Here is an 18,953-nt window from a genome sequence, read left to right on the forward strand (position 1 = left end):
ATGATGAAGAAACTACTTACAGTCACTGCCATCGGCTTGGCTTTGTTAACTTGGCACACCAGTTGTACTCAACAACCAAAGGCTCCGGAAGCCTTTACTCCCATCAAAGTAGAAACTCCTGCCCGCCCTGCCGGACAAGAAGATGTAATCCAACTCGTTACTCCTAAAATTGATACCGTTCGTGTCGGTTTCATCGGATTAGGAATGCGTGGTCCCGGCGCCGTGGCACGCTGGACCCATATCCCGGGAACTAAGATTATAGCATTATGCGACCTGCTTCCCGAACGTGTTGAAAAATCACAAGAAATATTGAAGAATGCCGGACTTCCTGAAGCTGCTTCTTACAGCGGTTCGGAAGAGGCATGGAAGCAACTTTGTGAACGGGACGATATTGATCTGGTATACATAGCCACCGACTGGAAACATCATGCAGCAATGGGTGTTTATGCCATGGAACATGGCAAACATGTAGCTATCGAAGTTCCTGCCGCCATGACACTGGATGAAATCTGGCAGCTAATCAATACTTCCGAAAAGACCCGTAAACATTGTATGCAGCTCGAAAACTGCGTATATGACTTCTTTGAACTGACCTCTTTAAACATGGCACAACAAGGCGTATTCGGAGAAGTGCTTCATGTAGAAGGTTCATATATCCACAATCTGGAAGATTTCTGGCCTGAATACTGGAATAACTGGCGAATGGATTATAATCATCTGCACCGTGGCGATGTATATGCTACCCACGGCATGGGTCCTGCTTGTCAGGTACTTAATATCCACCGTGGTGACCGCATGAAAACATTGGTATCAATGGATACGAAAGCTGTCAACGGACCGGCTTATATTAAGAAACAAACAGGAGAAGAAGTGACCGACTTCCAGAATGGTGACCAGACTTCTACCCTGATTCGCACAGAGAACGGAAAAACAATGTTGATTCAGCACAACGTAATGACTCCACGCCCATACAGCCGTATGTATCAAATAGTGGGAGCCGATGGTTATGCAAGCAAATATCCGATTGAAGAATATTGCCTGAGACCTTCACAAGTTGATTCAAAAGATGTGCCTAATCATGAGAATCTGAATGCACATGGTTCTGTACCTGAAAACGTAAAGAAAGCCTTGATGGATAAATATAAAGATCCTATTCATATAGAGCTGGAAGAAACAGCCAAGAAAGTAGGTGGACACGGTGGTATGGACTTTATCATGGACTACCGCCTGGCATATTGCTTGCAGAATGGACTGCCATTGGATATGGACGTTTATGACTTGGCAGAATGGTGTTGCATGGCTGAACTTACCAGACTTTCTATCGAAAACAATTCAGCTCCGGTAGAAGTACCCGACTTCACTCGTGGTGGATGGAATAAAGTACAAGGCTACCGTCACGCTTTTGCAAAATAAAACAGAATATTTCCTTTTAGCACGAGCATAATGAACCAATCCGGCTTCTCCCCCAAAGCCGGATTATTCATGGGTTCGTGTTTGAACATTTTATAGATTATCATTATCACGTTTATGAAAACAGCTATTCCAAAGCCTTCTAAGCAAAGCATTATCCGTGAAGCCAGAGATTATGTAATGATTGCCATCGGCATGATTTTGTATGGTATCGGTTGGACCGTTTTTCTGTTGCCTAACGATATCACCACCGGGGGAGTACCGGGTATTGCTTCTATCGTATATTGGGCCACAGGTTTTCCGGTACAATATACGTACTTCAGCATCAACCTCTTCTTGCTGTTACTGGCACTCAAGTTGCTGGGACTAAAGTTTTGCATCAAAACTATTTTCGGTGTATTTACTCTCACCTTCTTTCTGTCCGTCATTCAAAAACTGACGGCAGGTTTCGGTCTTCTCCACGACCAGCCTTTTATGGCATGTGTCATCGGAGCATCCTTCTGTGGAGGCGGCATAGGTGTTGCCTTTTCGGCCAATGGAAGTACGGGAGGTACAGATATTATTGCAGCCATCATCAACAAATACCGGGACATCACATTAGGAAGAGTCGTGCTTATCTGCGATATGATTATCATTTCTTCCAGTTATTTTGTCTTAAAAGACTGGGAAAAAGTGGTGTATGGGTTTGTAACTCTTTATATTTGTAGTTTCGTTCTCGACCAGGTAGTGAATAGCGCCCGCCAATCCGTACAGTTCTTTATCATATCTAACAAATATGAAGAAATAGGACGGCATATTAACGAATATCCACACCGGGGAGTGACGATTATCAATGCAACCGGCTTTTATACAGGACGAGAAGTAAAGATGATGTTTGTATTAGCCAAGAAAAGGGAATCGCCTATCATCTTCCGGTTGATAAAAGACATAGACCCGAATGCATTTGTATCGCAAAGTGCTGTCATCGGAGTGTATGGAGAAGGATTCGATCATATCAAAGTAAAATAAAAAAGAAATGAAAAACCAATATTGAGATACATGAAATTTCGACCAACCCCCAATTTATTAACAGGCATTTTCATGGGAATATTTTCCCTGACAACACTTAGTACAATGGCTGAGAAAGCCGTGAAACCTTATTGGCAGGACGTGCAGGTAGTTGAAGTCAACAAAGAGTATCCACGTACTTCTTTTATGACATACAACAATCGCGCTGATGCTTTGAGTGGCAAGTTCGAACGAAGCAAGTATTACCGCTTGTTGAACGGAACCTGGAAATTCTACTTCGTAGACTCTTATAAAAAGCTTCCCGACAACATTACCGATCCGAACACCAATACAGATTCGTGGGATGATATTCAGGTGCCCGGAAACTGGGAAGTACAAGGACACGGAATAGCCATCTACACCAATCATGGTTATGAATTCAAACCTCGGAACCCGCAACCTCCTACTCTTCCCGAAGCCAATCCGGTAGGAGTTTATCGCCGGGACATCGATATTCCGGCAGACTGGGACGGGCGGGATATCTACTTGCATCTGGCAGGAGCTAAGTCCGGCGTATATGTATATATCAACGGACAAGAAGTAGGATATAGCGAAGACTCCAAGAATCCGGCAGAATTTCTTATCAACAACTATGTGAAGCCCGGAAAGAACGTACTTACAGTTAAAATCTTCCGTTGGAGCACCGGTTCCTATCTTGAATGTCAGGACTTCTGGCGTATGAGTGGTATTGAACGCGATGTTTTTCTGTATTCACAACCTAAAGCCGCTCTCAAAGATTTCCGAATTAAGTCTACGCTGGACGACAGTTACAAAAATGGAATCTTTGGTTTAAATGTCGATTTGAGAAATCATGAAAAGGCTGCAACTAATCTTACATTAGTTTATGAACTATTGGATGCACAAGGAAAAGTTGTAGCTACTGAAGAGAAGACAGCCTATATTCCATCGAACGAAGTGCGTACACTTTCTTTCGATAAGAATCTGACAGATGTCAGCACATGGACTTCCGAACATCCGAATCTATACAAACTGTTGATGACAGTAAAAGAGAATGGCAAAGTCAATGAAATCATTCCTTTCAATGTAGGATTCCGCCGGATTGAGATCAAGCCTATCGAACAGAAAGCTGCTAACGGAAAACCATATGTCTGCTTATTCATCAACGGTCAGCCTCTGAAACTGAAAGGGGTAAATATCCACGAACATAATCCGTCAACAGGTCATTATGTAACAGAGGATTTAATGCGCCGTGACTTCGAACTTATGAAGCAGCATAACTTAAACAGTGTACGCCTTTGCCACTATCCGCAAGACCGCCGTTTCTATGAGCTTTGTGATGAATACGGACTTTATGTATATGATGAAGCCAATGTGGAAAGCCACGGAATGTATTATGATCTCCGGAAAGGCGGTTCACTGGGAAACAATCCCGAATGGCTGAAACCACACATGGATCGCACCATCAATATGTTTGAACGTAATAAGAACTACCCGAGCGTTACATTCTGGTCGCTGGGAAATGAAGCCGGAAACGGATATAATTTCTATCAGACTTATCTGTGGGTGAAAGAGGCAGACAAAGACCTGATGAATCGTCCGGTCAACTATGAACGTGCTCAATGGGAATGGAATTCCGATATGTATGTTCCGCAATATCCGGGTGCCGACTGGCTGGAAAATATCGGAAAGAATGGTAGTGACCGTCCTGTAGCCCCTTCCGAGTACGCACATGCCATGGGAAACTCCACCGGAAATCTGTGGGGACAATGGCAGGCAATTTACAAATATCCGAATCTCCAAGGCGGATATATCTGGGACTGGGTAGATCAGGGCCTTCTCCAAAAAGATAAAAATGGAAGAGAATACTGGGCTTACGGAGGTGACTTCGGGGTAGACGCACCGAGCGATGGTAACTTCCTCTGCAACGGTCTTGTCAATCCGGATCGTGGTCCGCATCCGGCAATGGCTGAAGTGAAATATGTACATCAGAATGTAGGTTTTGAAGCAGTAGATGCCGCAGCCGGTATATTCAAAATCACCAACCGTTTCTATTTCACTAACCTGAAAAAGTATCAGATTCACTACCATATACTCGCTAACGGGAAGACAATAAAAGGTGGAAAAGTATCTTTGGATATTGCTCCGCAAGCCTCTAAAGAGTTCACCGTACCGGTAAATAGTCTGAAAACCCAACCGGGAACAGAATATTTTGTCAACTTCAGTGTAACAACCACAGAGCCTGAACCGCTGATTCCAACCGGATATGAAATTGCATACGACCAGTTCCAACTTCCTATTCAAGCAGAGAAGAGTATTTATAAAGCAAACGGTCCGGCATTGAAAACAACAACCCAAGGAGATGAATTAATCGTTTCTTCCTCCAAAGTAAACTTTGTATTCAACAAGAATAGCGGATTAGTAACCTCGTATAAAGTAGACGGTACTGAATATTTCAAAGACGGATTTGGTATTCAGCCTAACTTCTGGCGTGCTCCTAATGATAATGATTATGGTAACAGCGCTCCTAAACGCTTGCAGGTATGGAAGCAATCAAGCAAAAACTTCCGCATAACGGATGCTACCATGACAACAGAGGATAGAGCAGTTTCTTTAAATGTGACCTACTTATTGGCTGCCGGCAACTTGTATGTCGTCACTTACAAAATCTATCCGAACGGAATAGTCAACGTAAATGCCAAGTTCACATCAACGGATATGCAGCCTACAGAAACAGAAGTTTCCGAAGCTACCCGCATGGCTACATTTACCCCCGGAAGTGATGCTGCCCGCAAGGCTGCCTCCAAATTGGAAGTCCCCCGTATCGGGGTGCGTTTCCGCTTGCCGGCACAGATGAATAATGTACAATACTTTGGCCGTGGCCCGGAAGAGAATTATATCGACCGCAATCACGGAACGCTCGTTGGCGTATATAAGACAACAGCGGATCAAATGTACTTCAACTATGTGCGTCCACAGGAAAACGGACATCACACAGATACCCGTTGGATCGCCTTATCTCCTAATAAAGGAAACGGTCTGGTTTTGGTAGCGGACAGTCTTATCGGATTCAATGCCTTGCGCAACTCTATCGAAGACTTTGACTCTGAAGAAGCTCTGCCCCACCCTTACCAATGGAATAACTTCAGCCCGGAAGAGGTTGCCAATCACGATGAAAACGCTGCCCGCAACGTATTACGTAGAATGCATCATGTCAACGACATCACTCCCAGAGATTTCGTTGAAGTTTGTGTGGATATGAAGCAACAAGGAGTAGGCGGATATGACAGTTGGGGCGCTCGCCCGGAACCTTTCCACCAAATCCCGGCTAACCGTGATTACCAGTGGGGCTTCACATTAGTGCCCGTTCGCTCGGCTAACCAGGCCAACGAAGCTGCTAAATATGATTATCGATAACCTTTGTATAAATTTTTAAAGAAAAAAAACATGAAAGATTTATCTAGCATCGTAGCTAAATTTAAAGTCCAAGGTACGATAGAAGAAATCAAACCTTTGGGTGCAGGACTTATCAACGACACTTATAAAGTAAATACCAAAGAAGCAGATGCTCCCGACTATGTTTTGCAACGCATCAATCATGCCATTTTCCAGAATGTAGAAATGCTTCAATCCAATATTACTGCTGTTACCAATCACATTCGCAAGAAACTGACGGAAGCCGGAGAATCGGATATAGACCGCAAGGTGTTGAGTTTCCTCGAAACAGAAGAAGGTAAAACATACTGGTTCGACGGTGACAGCTATTGGCGTGTGATGGTATTCATCCCACGTGCAAAAACGTATGAGACGGTGAATCCCGAATATTCCAACTATGCAGGAGAAGCCTTCGGCAGCTTCCAGGCTATGTTGGCCGATATTCCGGAAACATTGGGTGAAACCATACCCGATTTCCACAACATGGAGTTCCGCCTCAAACAACTACGTGAAGCCGTTGCAAAGGATGCTGCCGGACGGGTATCAGAAGTGAAGTACTATTTGGATGAAATAGAGAAACGCGCAGATGAAATGTGTAAAGCTGAACGTTTATATCGTGAAGGAAAACTTCCCAAACGCGTTTGCCACTGCGATACGAAAGTGAATAACATGATGTTCGACGAGGATGGTAAAGTGCTTTGTGTCATCGACCTGGATACGGTAATGCCTAGCTTTATATTCTCCGATTATGGTGACTTCCTACGTACAGGTGCCAACACAGGTGATGAAGACGACAAAGACCTTGATCGTGTAAACTTCAATATGGAAATATTCAAAGCATTTACCAAGGGTTATCTGAAAGGAGCTAAATCATTCCTGACGCAGATCGAGATTGAGAATCTTCCTTATGCGGCGGCTTTATTCCCATACATGCAGTGCGTACGGTTCCTGGCAGATTATATCAACGGAGATACTTATTATAAAATCAAATATCCGGAACACAACCTCGTTCGCACCAAAGCACAATTCAAATTACTTCAAAGTGTGGAAGCAAACACACCGGAAATGACAGCGTTCATCAACGAATGCTTGTTAAATTGAGAATTGAGAATTAAAAATTGAGAAATAGGGATTATTCAATAATCCCGCTGATTAAAAATATCAAAAAGGCAACTAACTCGTAAAGAATTAGTTGCCTTATATTTTTTTATTTTGAGAATATCCAGAGATAGCCACAGCGCAGCTTATTTCTCAATTTTTAATTCTCAATTCTCAATTTAACAAATGCTCCATTTTTCCAATGGTAGACTACAGGGCGGCGGAGAAACGGTTTCAGTTTCTCTGCTGTTTCTTTTGACATATAGTCGGGGGTTGTTAACGTAAGTGTCAGTTCCGTATTTTCTTTATTAAAATCGGCTTTCATCAATAGCATATCTGCCGAGCGACGTGCTTCATCAAACTTATAAACTCCTGTTGAATCGGGAGCATTCAGAAAATCATCCATCAAGGGCAAGGTAATAAAGAGAGATGTAGTAAGCGGTTTCCAGTCGTCCGTATAGAAACGGATGCTGCTATCACAAGCAGGAGCACAAACAGTAGAGACTGTACAGATTACGTTCGTTGAATCATTTAGTGCCAACACTTTCATCTGCCAGGTAGATTGAGCTGACATTTGCATACGGATATAGTCTTTACCAAGATCAGTCATCTCCGACTTCTTGCCGAAACGGTTTTCCACTTGCGCTTTCATCTTACTTTCCAGAAAGTCTATACAATCTTCACGATTCACTTTTGTAAGCAAGGGACTTAAAGAATCCGACATATTCACAAACAAAGTTTTGGCTTCTTGCGCCTGAAGGGAAGTCAAGGAAAATAACCCGACAACAGAAAAGAGTATAGCGATAAAAAGTTTATTTATTTTCATATCAATCATATTTAGTCCCCAAATATAAGAATATCATTCCGATTAACACCAGTATAAGGTCAATCGCTTTGCTTTTTAAATTCTTTTCACGGAAGAAAAGAGCTCCGAAAATGAAAGAAACAATTACACTTCCCCGGCGAACCATCGAAACGATAGAGATCATCGAATCATCATAGCTCAGTGCATAGAAGTAGACAAAGTCTGCTGCCGAAAGAAAAATGGAAATAAGAATAATTGTCCAGTCCCAACGAAACGGAGTGGTGGACTTTCTTTTCGGCCACCAAAGTAATAACAAGATAGGACACATGATAAAGACCTGATAGACATTGTACCAGGACTGCACCAGCATCGGATTCAGTGACTTCATCAGATATTTGTCATACAGTCCGCTGATAGCCCCTGTTATTGCCGCCAATACAATAAAGAAGATCCATTTATTATGTTTGAAATCAATTCCTTCTTTCTTTCCCGAACGGCTCAACATAAAGAAAGAAGCGATAGCCAGCATTACACCAATCCATTGATAGAGATTCAGCCGTTCGCCAAATACAAGCATAGCTCCTACCAACACCATCACCGGACGAGTGGCATTGATAGGCCCTACGATGGTAATGGGCAAATGCTTCATTCCGAAATAACCGAATATCCATGAAGACAATACGATAAACGACTTGATAATAATATATTTATGCTGTTCCCAACCCACAACCGGGACATTGAATATCGTTCCACCCAACAAGTCCGGCTGATATACGGAGAACAGAATAAACGGCAGGAAGATAAGACTGGAAAAGAAAGTGTTTAAAAACAAAACGGGAAGTACCGCATTATCTTTCAGCGATTTCTTTTTGAATACATCGTAAAATCCCAGCAAAGTCGCCGAGAGAAATGCTAATAATAACCACATGAGAGTATCTACTAATTACAATTTACTAACTTCAAATATATCTTCGGGATATTCGACATTCACCAGAAACAAAGCCTGACCGGGAGCCGACGTTCCGGCTTTTCCACGATCCTTCTGCTCTATAATACGCCGGAAGCCTTCAACCGAAAGTTTTCCACGCCCCACTTCAATCAAAGTTCCCACTATGGCACGTACCATATTCCGCAGAAAGCGGTCGGCACGGATGGTAAATACCCAGGTAGCATCTTCCTCTTGTGTCCATTCGGCATGAGTCACATGGCAAATATTCGTCTTTACATCCGTATGCAGTTTGCTGAAACTTGTAAAGTCCGTATATTCGAACAAGGTACGTGCGGCCTCATTCATACGTTCATAATTTAATGGATTGAAAATACGGCAACGATATTGCCGGTTGAAAGGGTATTTTTCAGTCGTCACATAATACTTATACGTTCTGGCTGTTGCGTCAAAACGAGCATGGGCATCCGGCTTTACACGGCAAACCCGATAAATGGAAATATCCGGGGGGAGCAGACGATTCAGCTTATCTGTGACAGAATCTGTATCCAATAGCTCTTCATAATCAAAATGAGCTACCATTAAAGATGCATGCACTCCCGCATCCGTTCTGCCAGCACCCACCACTTCTATATCGCGACGTAGAAAGGTAGACAATGCTTTCATCAGACATTCCTGCACGCTAATCCCATTCGGTTGAATCTGCCAACCATGATAGTTGGTTCCGTCATAAGCCAAATAAATAAAATACCTTTGCACGCTCATTCCTTCTTTTTAGGGTTTTCGCGTGCAAAAGTAGTCATTTTTTTATTCATAAGTGGAAGGAGTGATGCCAAAAGCGTCGACAAAATGCTTTCTAAAAGTAGGAATATCATTATATCCCACCATTTCTGCGACTTCTTGTACTCCATATTCCTTTGTTTTCAACAATACACTTGCCCGGCGCATACGTACTCCCCGAATAAGCTCAATAATTGTATAATCCGTACTTTGCTTCACCTTACGATACAAAGTAGGTTGACTCATATTCATATCCGATGCTAGTTTCTTCACGCTAAAATCAGCCTTACAAATATTTTCCTCTACAATTTTAATGACAGAACTGATAAACGGGTCTTCTACTGCCACAGTCTCCATCTGTTCCGGTTGAGCTACATCTACAGCATTCATTCCCGGCAACATCAGCAACTTCGTATACATCTGCTTCAATGCCTGCCGGTTATTAATCAGATTTTGAACTTTCGCTTTTAAAATGCTTGGAGTAAACGGCTTCAGTACATAGTCGTCTGCACCCAATTCTAAACCATGTATAATATCCTCGTCTTCTACCTTGGCAGTCAACATAATGATAGGAATACTACAAGTCTCCAGTCCTCCTTTCAACTCGCGGCAACAATCGAATCCATTCTTTACCGGCATCATTACATCACAAAGAATCAAATCCGGAAGTTCTTTCACAGCCATGTCAATACCTTCCTGTCCATTGGTAGCCATCAGCAGGTTATACTCTTTTCCAAACATAACTTTCAAATAGAGACGAATATCCTTGTGATCCTCAACAATCAGCAAGGTCTTTTTAAGTCTTGCCGAAGTAGATGGAATAAATTCCTCAACTGTCCGGTTCGGTTGCGAAAAGTCCAACAACTGGGGTTCTATCTCACCTGTATCTTCCGGTTCAACAAACAGAACATTCGGATCATCTTCGAACACACTTTTATCCAGTGGAAAACTTACAATAACCTTTGTACTTCCATCATGCGAACTCTCCAGACTGATTTTTCCATGATGTATTTCAACAATCTGACGTATTGCAGAAAAGCCCATTTCCGTATAGACCAGTTCCTCTTCAGGTATTTCATTTTCATCAATCAATTCTTCGGCGGTCCGTATCATTCTCTGTCCTTCATATTCAATAACAGCCGTCACATAATGCAGTTGTTCCTGTACTGTTTCAGAAACGGTCAAAGAAATATTCCCTGAATAATTAATATGAATAAAAGCATTAGTCAGCAGACTATGGATAATAAATTCCACCTTTTTTTTATCTACATAAAATTCCAGTTCTTTTTTAATCCGTTTCTCATACTGGAAATTTATCGAATACATCTTCAGTAACTCACGGACATCAAACAAATTATTATCAAGCAATTTTTCCACCTGGTAAGCCGCCACTTTTAGTTTCTCATTCACATTTCCATGTTGATGAATAGCCAGCAATTGATTACAAGCATCCAGCATACGAAGAGAATTCCGATAAGCCACCCGACCGCGAGTAGCAAAATTTGGAGCCATTGACTTATCTTCAAGAATTTCCTTTAGCGGAGCGATTATTAATGAAAGAGGAGTACGCAATTCCTGGATAAAAACCACCAACAAGCGGTTTCTCATAGCTTCTATTTCTTGTTTCTGCTTCTGCTCCACCTTTTCCATATTCAACTTTTCCCTCAATAGGATTTCATGTTCCCGGTGTATCTGCCTGCGTAAATTCTTCTTTACTGAATGGCGATAAACAATATAAAGTAAAATTATGACTAATAGTCCATAGCCGCAATACACCCATACAGTATGATACCATGCCGCCCTGATGACAATAGGAATCTCTACAACCTCCCCTTCCTTCGCACTCGGGAAGACCTGTTTGACCTGCAATACATAGTTGCCCACAGGCAACCTACTATACTCCACTCCTTCCTCAAGCGGCTGCATTCTCCATTCTTCATCTTCCGGTAGTAACCGATAAGCAATCTTACACTGCATCATTCCATACTGCAAATCAGAGAAGTATAAACGGAATTTATTATTTTCCTGATTAAGAGACAAATGTTCCTGTTTCTCCGGTGAAGTAGAAAGAATAATTTGTCCATTCCGTCTCTCCCCGGCCAGAATTGTCTCACCATTCACTTCTATATCTGTCAGCATAAGCCGGCTTTCTACTTTATTAGCTTTAAAGACAGCAGGGTCAAAAAATAACAGTCCCCATGAGTCCGCCCACAATAACCGACCATCATTCAATCGGCATGAAGCGCTACAATCGCCTATTGACAAGTAATTATAGAAAGCATCCTGCCCATTTCTTATCGTCATGATTCCTGCGCTATTTCCTGCCCATGTATTCCCAATCTGGTCATCTACCATGCAACTGACATTTCCACTAATCAAACCATTCTGCAATGTATAAATAGACTCCAACTTATCCTTATCCCTTCCGTCAATACGAATAACCATATTTAAATAAGCAGCATAAATCTGATTTGAGTTATTCACATAAATTGTCCGTACAGCGGACTCTTCCAACCCGTTATCTTTTTCGTACCCTCCTTTCCAGTGAATCTCATCTCCCAGATATTCAAGTCTTTTCAATCCCCTGTTTGTACCAATCCAGATACTGCCTTCTTTATCTTCAACGACCGCATATACTATCTCGATTCCCCCATCCTTTGGCTCGATTTTCCGGCATTCATAACTTTCCGAATCCACTTGCATCAGCCCGCCTGATGTAGCTATCCACAAATGATTCCTTGAATCCATGCAAAACTGAAAGATAGAAACAGACAGTTTTCTCCCAGCGGTTGTTTTCAAATTAAATGTTTTTATTTCATCAGTCAACGGGTTGATACGCATCACCTCGCCAACGTTGTTGCCTAGCCAAATGTACCCCTTCTTATCTTTATAGATACGGCAATATCCAGAAAAACCGGATGCTTTTTTCCAAACTTCAAAACGAGTTTGAGAAGATAGAGAAGGCGTAGTACTCTTTACCAATGTTCCGCAATTCATCACCAACCAAATGTACCCATTGACATCTTCAACGATACCGTTAATTTTGGTTCTGAATTTCTGCTGTACCCAGCTATACATCCGATCACTCATATCGAATTTCACGATTCCTCCCCCCAATGTACTTGTCCACAATATTTTTTGTTGGTTATCCCACAATGCACTTGTCATTTTACGTTCAATATTCGAATGATATGCTACTTCATATTGTGTCAATAACTCCAACGAGAAAGGACTCTCACAGAGATTTTCATTTTCGAAATTCAATTCAAACAATCCATCCGAAGTTGTCAGATAGAATATCTGTTTACTCCTGCACACGACATCTGTAACATAGGGATTGAAATAATCAACATTATCAACATTCCCTATCGGAATGACACGTTCCTGATTCCCTTTAAGATTATAACAGACAATATCATTCCGAAGTCTGTCAATCCATAAATAGTCATCTTTAAGAAACAAGCGGTTCGCAGCACCATACTCTTTGAGTAAAACAAGGTCCTTTGTCTCAACATTATAATGCATCACCTTTTTTCCGTCAATAGAGAAATAAAGATTATTTTTACCATCGGCACACAGGTTTGCCGTTTTTCCTTTTACTAAGGGCTTTGTATCTATAGTGCAAAATAAGACATCGTTTTTATCATCTTTACGAGCTACCTGTGACTTAAACAATCCCTGAGATGTAGCAAGATATAAAACGCCACTACACCAACGAAAACTTTGTATATCTCTCAGAGTGAAAGGTCTATTGAAAACAATCGGAAGGTATCTCTCTTTTTCTCTATCAAAACAAGCAATTCCCCCCTGATATAATTGAATATAAATCAAGTTGCCCGAAACCTCTTGCAGTATACTGGTTGCCTGGGGTAAAGGAAGGGAAGACGAATCTACTTTGGCAATCAAAGGATAGTTACGGAATCTGAATCCATCATAACGGGCTACCCCTCTGTCGGTAGACAACCAAACAAAGCCATCTTTTCCATAACAAATATTATAGACAGTATTGTTATTTAATCCGCTTTTAATAATTACAGGCTCCGGACTCCAATGAATATCTAGAGAATATGATAGGCTAACACCTAGTAACAGTAATAATAAAGACAAGGTCTTCTTCATATATGTCATGTATTTTGTTCATGTGTGGAGGATTAGGTTAGTCAAAGTTAAGGGAAATATATCTATTACCAAAAAGCCCGCAAGTTTTTTAAGAATAATTTACACTAAAAAAGTTTTATCAATTCCACTAAGAACTGATAAAACTCTTCATCTTTGGTTACTCTTTTTTAATACCTTATACCTTATTATATATACTGTTTGCTGTTTGGTTCCCCATTTTCAACTCTAAACACGATATGTTCTCCTTATATACAGACCAGACTATTGAGCTATTTTAGAAAGAGTAAAACTATAAACTCCTTTGCCTGTGTTAAAATCATAATTTCCTTCAAAGCTAATAGGTACCTTTACCAAACAATTTCCCTGATCACTTACACAAAAATAAAGATAGGAATCAGAAGTAAAGACACTGCCACCTTCAGCTGTAGTTGACAAAGAACCTCCCTGCCCCTCCCAAAGGAACAAATCAGTCTCGCAACTATACGTAGCGCCCGCATAATAGACCATCTTTTCATCTACAGTAAAATTCAATGAAACACATAATGCGAAATTCTCAACCAGATAGCCACTTCGGGTACGGGCTTGGTATTCAGCTGTCATCATCACTATTTTCTTATCATTACCGACTCCATAATATCCTTCCATATTCTCCACTTTACACCCTTGAACAACACTGTTATTCTCACGAAGCGCTTCTAACACACTTCTCATTTCTTCTGTTGTCACAGAAGGCACTGCACTGTTCTGCTCAGCAGCCTCAATGCCATACAAAGATATCATGGATTCAAAACTTGAAGTACTGCTTTCAATACTATCACTTTCCGAATTGGAACACGCTGCGAATACTGATGCAACTACACATAAGAAAAAGAATTTAATAGCTTTCATTATATTTCCTCCTTTATTTATTTGTTTGTTAAAATGTTTGCGAATTGTTGATAGTTTGCAATTCGACTGTTACAAATACATTGTTGTTTGCTCATGTTCCTCAGGAGGGAATCTTCATTTCATAAATTTATATCAAGCGCTTTGTTTGTTCGATGCAAACATAAGAACATTATTTAAGAAATAAAAAAAATTCCAAGGGGAAAATGAATGATTTACCATTCTTTAATGAAAGAAATACACCACATACAAGAGGATTAATAGAATATACAAGTATTAATTCACCTACCATATGTGATTAATTCACCAACCATGAACAAATCACCACTCATACAAGAATGACAATCCCACCACCTTTCAAAGAATAAAACACCAGTCCACTTATTATTTTCCACTGAAAGTTATCCTAAGAAAGAACAATATGCCAATTAAGACCTATTAGTATTATACCTACATTTGCACATCAACAAACAAAACCTGTCAGGTAATGAAGAATATGAAAAAGAAAAAAAAATTAGTACTATTCGTAATACTGTTTGCTCCTACCTTATTATATAGCCAAACAGTTGGAGTAAAAACGAATATTGTAATGGATGCGCTTAAAGTTATCAACCTTGGGGCTGAAGTAAGCTTGAGCAAAAAGTTAACTCTCGATTTGTATGCCAATTATAATCCCTGGAAATACAAAGATCAAAAGATGATGAAAATGATGGCGTTCCAACCGGAACTCCGCTATTGGTTCTGTGATAAATTCAACGGTCATTTCGTTGGCGTACATCTTCATGGCGGTGTTTACCAGGCGGCAGCTATTGATATGCCTTGGGGCATCTGGCCGGAATTGAAGGATCACCGTTTCAAAGGCAATTTCTATGGATTTGGCATTTCCTATGGTTACCAATGGATTCTAAGCAAGCACTGGAATCTGGAAGGAAACATAGGCGTAGGTTATGCACGCGTCAAATATGAACAGTATATATGCAAGACTTGCGGAGAAAAAGTAGGCGAAGGTCATAAAAACTATGTAGGACCGACAAAAGCCGCCATCAGTTTAATTTATTTATTTTAAAACAAAACAAATATGAAAAAGATTCTATGTATACTCATCTGCCTGCTCCCCATATTGGGCGAGGCGCAGACTTTTTACAAAAATCAAATACACGTAGACAGCGAATCAACAACGCACAGTGACGACAACCAACTGACTATCCGAATGAGCTTTATTCTGCAAGATAACCTGAAACTGGCATCCAACAATGCCGCGACCCTGACTCCCTATCTTGAAGCGGAAGGGCAAACTAAAATTCTGCCAGCTATCATAATATACGGGCGGAAACGTCAGCTTATCAATCAGCGAGCTCATCAGACTCCTGAAAATGCTTATACCATCGTCAGACACCACCGGAGAGAAAAACAAAAAGTAGACTATCTGGTACAGATTCCATACGAGGCTTGGATGCAACAAGCAAACTTAAAATTGAATATAGATTTGTGTGGTTGCTGTGACGTAGTAGAGGAAAACAGTGGAGAAATGATAGCCAAGCTGAACATTACGCCGTTAAAATTGCATCCGGCAATAGCTTATATCACCCCGGAAGCCGAAGAGGTGAAACACCGGGCAATAGAAGGAACAGCATTTTTGGATTTCCCTGTAAACAAAATAGCTATTTATCCGGAATACAGACGTAATTTGACAGAACTGGCAAAAATACGTGCAAGCATTGACACAGTGCGTAACGACAAGAATACCCAGCTTACTGGCATAACGATACATGGTTATGCATCCCCCGAGGGAAGTTACACCAACAATACCCGTCTGGCAAAAGGACGCACCCAAGCACTTGTAGACTATGTGAGCAGTTACTACGACTTCGACAGTAATCTCATTTCTTCAGAATACACACCCGAAGACTGGGATGGTTTCCGCACGTTCGTCAAAAACTCCACAATAGATAAAAAGGAAGAAATTCTACTTATGATGGATAATCAAGATATAAATATTGATATAAAAGAGCGTAATATAGCCCAATTAGCGGGTCCGAAAGTTTATCAGTATTTATTAACTGAATGTTATCCGGCACTACGCCACTCTGACTATACAGTAAATTACACAGTACGTGGTTTTAACCTCGAAGAATCCAAAGAAATAATCAAAAAACATCCGCAACAGCTAAGTTTACAGGAAATCTACCTCGTAGCTCAAAGTTACGAACCCGGAAGCGAAGAATTTGATTATGCTTTCCAAGTAGCCTCTTTCATGTTTCCCGACGATCCGGTTGCCAACCTAAATGCCGCCGCAATGGAAATCCAGCAAGGAGGAGATTTAACATCTGCGAAGAAGCATCTGGCAAAAGCCAATCAAAAAGCAGCCGAAACTATTAATAACTTAGGAGTTATCGCTCTACTGGAAGGTAATTTGGATATAGCCAAGAAGTATTTTGATGCAGCAAAAGCTGCCGGACTTACCAAGCAGGCGGATATTAATCTGGCAGAATTAAACAAGAGACTAAACTATCCTACAAAATAAAATAGCAATAAAAATAAATACCCCAATCCATTTCCCCTTAAAAATGGATAAAACGCACCACCTGAGAAGGCAGTGCGTTTCTTTTTTTCCCGATTCCGAATTATCATTCGATTTCAAAAGGTGACTTATACAGAAAATACAGATTTATCCACCTCCTCCCCACATTTCATTGCATAGGCAAAATAAAAACAAGAACGGTAAAACATTCATTTCACCCCAATTATCATTCATTAAAGAACAAAATACCTACCATAAAAATCAAATTTAAAAGATTGCATAATTCACCTTTGAATTTGATAAAAACGCCAACCAACGCTTATCTCCCTATGGACTATCTTTGCAACATGAAAAAAGGGAAGCGAGTTCTTCTCTTATTAATTTTTTAAATAATGCAATATTAGTAATCAACAAAAAAACAAACATCATTTATTATGAAACAAACAAATTATTAAACTCACCGGAAGCCTCTTTCCTTATTATATATAAGGACTTCCCTATAAAAAAGAAAAGATATCACTGAATATTTGAACAGAACAAACACTCTTCCTCATTTCAGGATATCTCCTATCCAATAAAAAACTTATAGCATCACACATTAAAATCAAAACAAAAAAATGAAAGTTAGAAATTTATTATTAGCAGGATTGGCAATGACAGCCATGGCAGCTTGTAGCAACAATGATGAGTTCATCGACAACAGTATCCAAGCTCCTACAGGTGAGCAGGCCACTATGAGAATTAATTTCGCCGTTCCAGTAAGCGGAAACACAAGAGCTATCAACGATGGCGGAGCAAATGCCGGAAGTAAAGAAGAATCAACTATCAGTACTGCAACAATCGTATTAGACTACGGAGCCAATAAAATCATCGTAAAGGATAATCTCCAATTAACCGGCGCTACAAATGACGTGACAAAAGAAATTGCAGCCAGCACTCCCGCTTTCGATGTAACTGCAGGCAGTGGAATTACAATTTATGCATTCGTAAATCCATCAGAAAACTTACGCAAAAGCATAAATGCCGCAAAAACAGCAGCTGATTTTCAGGCACTGCATATCGGAGCACAGGCCTTACCGGAAAACGGATTGGATTATCTGGTTTCAAGCATTGCTAAAAACGACCACTTCTTAATGAGCGGTTCCAAAGGAGAAATTACCATTACAGCTGGTAGTGACTCGAATGAAGCTACAATTAAAGTAGATCGCGTTAGTGCTAAATTAGATGAGCAGACTAAAGCAGCAACTCCTTTTAAATTGTCTCAACCAACAGTTACCGTAAAAGGAGAAGAATGGTTGGTTGTAAAATTCGTAGGCCATTCCTATTCCAATCTAGTAAAGGACTCTTATGTATTACCACATAAAGATAATAGCTGGACAAGTTCAGAGCCTTATTGGCAAGCTTACAAAACCAGTTATAGATGGATTTCTTCCGAAACTACCTACTGTTTGGAAAACAAAGTTGGCGGAACTTGGGATGCGGCAAAAGAAAAGGCTACTAATGTACATTACCAGGCACAAGTATACTATGCTACTGGAACGGAAGAGAACCCAACATTAACGGAAGCTGGAACATTCTTCGTGAAAACTTCTACGGCATATGATAATGAGGGTAATGCAACAGAGGTACAAACAATCTACAAAAGTTGGGCGGATATGAAAGCAGATTTCGCCGGTCTAAGTGAGACGGAAGGAGATGCTGAATACCTCAAAAACAATGACATTGTTAAATACGAAGAGGGTTTATGCTATTATGAAGCACCTATCCAACACGCGACAGCGGGATGCTCAATCATTCGAAACAATTGGTATCAGCTTACAGTTCAAACAGTCAAAGACTTAGGATGGTCAACAAGTACTCCTCCCAATCCTAAATCAGATACAAAATTAACAATTAAGGCAAACATCCAACCCTGGACTGTCAATATCAATAATATTGAGCTTTAATCC

12 protein-coding genes are annotated in these 18,953 nt (G+C 40.7%); 7 read left to right on the top strand and 5 right to left on the bottom strand.

Features of this window, described 5'->3' with window-relative positions:
- Window positions 1–3 precede the first annotated feature (3 nt).
- From AAHJ11_RS05725 to AAHJ11_RS05740, 4 genes are all read left to right on the top strand, one after another.
- On the top strand, window positions 4–1,413 hold the full coding sequence (locus AAHJ11_RS05725; RefSeq protein ID WP_148364575.1) for a Gfo/Idh/MocA family protein: 1,410 nt from the start codon (window positions 4–6) through the stop codon (window positions 1,411–1,413).
- A gap of 114 nt (window positions 1,414–1,527) precedes the next feature.
- Window positions 1,528–2,418, top strand: a complete 891-nt coding sequence (locus AAHJ11_RS05730; RefSeq protein WP_074560295.1) for a YitT family protein — start codon at window positions 1,528–1,530, stop codon at window positions 2,416–2,418.
- Window positions 2,419–2,490: 72 nt separating this feature from the next.
- Window positions 2,491–5,832 (top strand): glycoside hydrolase family 2 TIM barrel-domain containing protein, encoded by a 3,342-nt coding sequence (locus AAHJ11_RS05735; protein WP_413579168.1) that lies wholly within the window; start codon window positions 2,491–2,493, stop codon window positions 5,830–5,832.
- A 30-nt stretch (window positions 5,833–5,862) separates the two neighbouring features.
- The gene (locus AAHJ11_RS05740) at window positions 5,863–6,951 is read left to right on the top strand and encodes a phosphotransferase enzyme family protein (RefSeq protein ID WP_074560289.1); all 1,089 of its coding nucleotides are present in this window, start codon (window positions 5,863–5,865) and stop codon (window positions 6,949–6,951) included.
- Window positions 6,952–7,108: 157 nt separating this feature from the next.
- Here AAHJ11_RS05740 and AAHJ11_RS05745 read toward each other — a convergent pair whose 3' ends face one another.
- From AAHJ11_RS05745 to AAHJ11_RS05765, 5 genes are all read right to left on the bottom strand, one after another.
- On the bottom strand, window positions 7,109–7,774 hold the full coding sequence (locus AAHJ11_RS05745) for a DUF3256 family protein (protein WP_413579169.1): 666 nt from the start codon (window positions 7,772–7,774) through the stop codon (window positions 7,109–7,111).
- A gap of 1 nt (window position 7,775) precedes the next feature.
- Window positions 7,776–8,681: a DMT family transporter gene (locus tag AAHJ11_RS05750; RefSeq protein ID WP_320996286.1), complete on the bottom strand. Its 906-nt coding sequence runs from the start codon at window positions 8,679–8,681 to the stop codon at window positions 7,776–7,778.
- A 15-nt stretch (window positions 8,682–8,696) separates the two neighbouring features.
- Window positions 8,697–9,464, bottom strand: coding sequence for a tRNA pseudouridine(38-40) synthase TruA (truA, locus tag AAHJ11_RS05755; RefSeq protein ID WP_320996285.1), 768 nt, complete (start codon window positions 9,462–9,464; stop codon window positions 8,697–8,699).
- Window positions 9,465–9,506: 42 nt separating this feature from the next.
- Window positions 9,507–13,598, bottom strand: coding sequence for a response regulator (locus AAHJ11_RS05760; protein ID WP_413579170.1), 4,092 nt, complete (start codon window positions 13,596–13,598; stop codon window positions 9,507–9,509).
- Between the two features lie 261 nt (window positions 13,599–13,859).
- Window positions 13,860–14,486 (bottom strand): DUF5033 domain-containing protein, encoded by a 627-nt coding sequence (locus AAHJ11_RS05765; protein WP_413579172.1) that lies wholly within the window; start codon window positions 14,484–14,486, stop codon window positions 13,860–13,862.
- 493 nt (window positions 14,487–14,979) lie between these two features.
- On the opposite strand from AAHJ11_RS05765, the gene AAHJ11_RS05770 reads away from it, so the two are divergent.
- The 3 genes from AAHJ11_RS05770 (at window position 14,980) to AAHJ11_RS05780 (ending at window position 18,950) form a co-directional block, all read left to right on the top strand.
- Entirely contained in the window at window positions 14,980–15,549 is a 570-nt protein-coding gene (locus AAHJ11_RS05770; protein ID WP_320996282.1) for a DUF3575 domain-containing protein, read from the top strand.
- Window positions 15,550–15,561: 12 nt separating this feature from the next.
- A complete protein-coding gene (locus tag AAHJ11_RS05775; protein ID WP_413579175.1) occupies window positions 15,562–17,007 on the top strand; it encodes a DUF3868 domain-containing protein in 1,446 nt (481 codons plus the stop codon).
- A gap of 614 nt (window positions 17,008–17,621) precedes the next feature.
- Window positions 17,622–18,950 carry a fimbria major subunit gene (locus AAHJ11_RS05780; protein WP_413579176.1) on the top strand — a complete coding sequence of 443 codons (1,329 nt, stop codon included), beginning with the start codon at window positions 17,622–17,624 and terminating at the stop codon, window positions 18,948–18,950.
- Window positions 18,951–18,953 lie beyond the last annotated feature (3 nt).

This window comes from Bacteroides sp. 90-K9/2 (assembly GCF_047310725.1).
GTDB lineage: Bacteria > Bacteroidota > Bacteroidia > Bacteroidales > Bacteroidaceae > Bacteroides > Bacteroides vicugnae.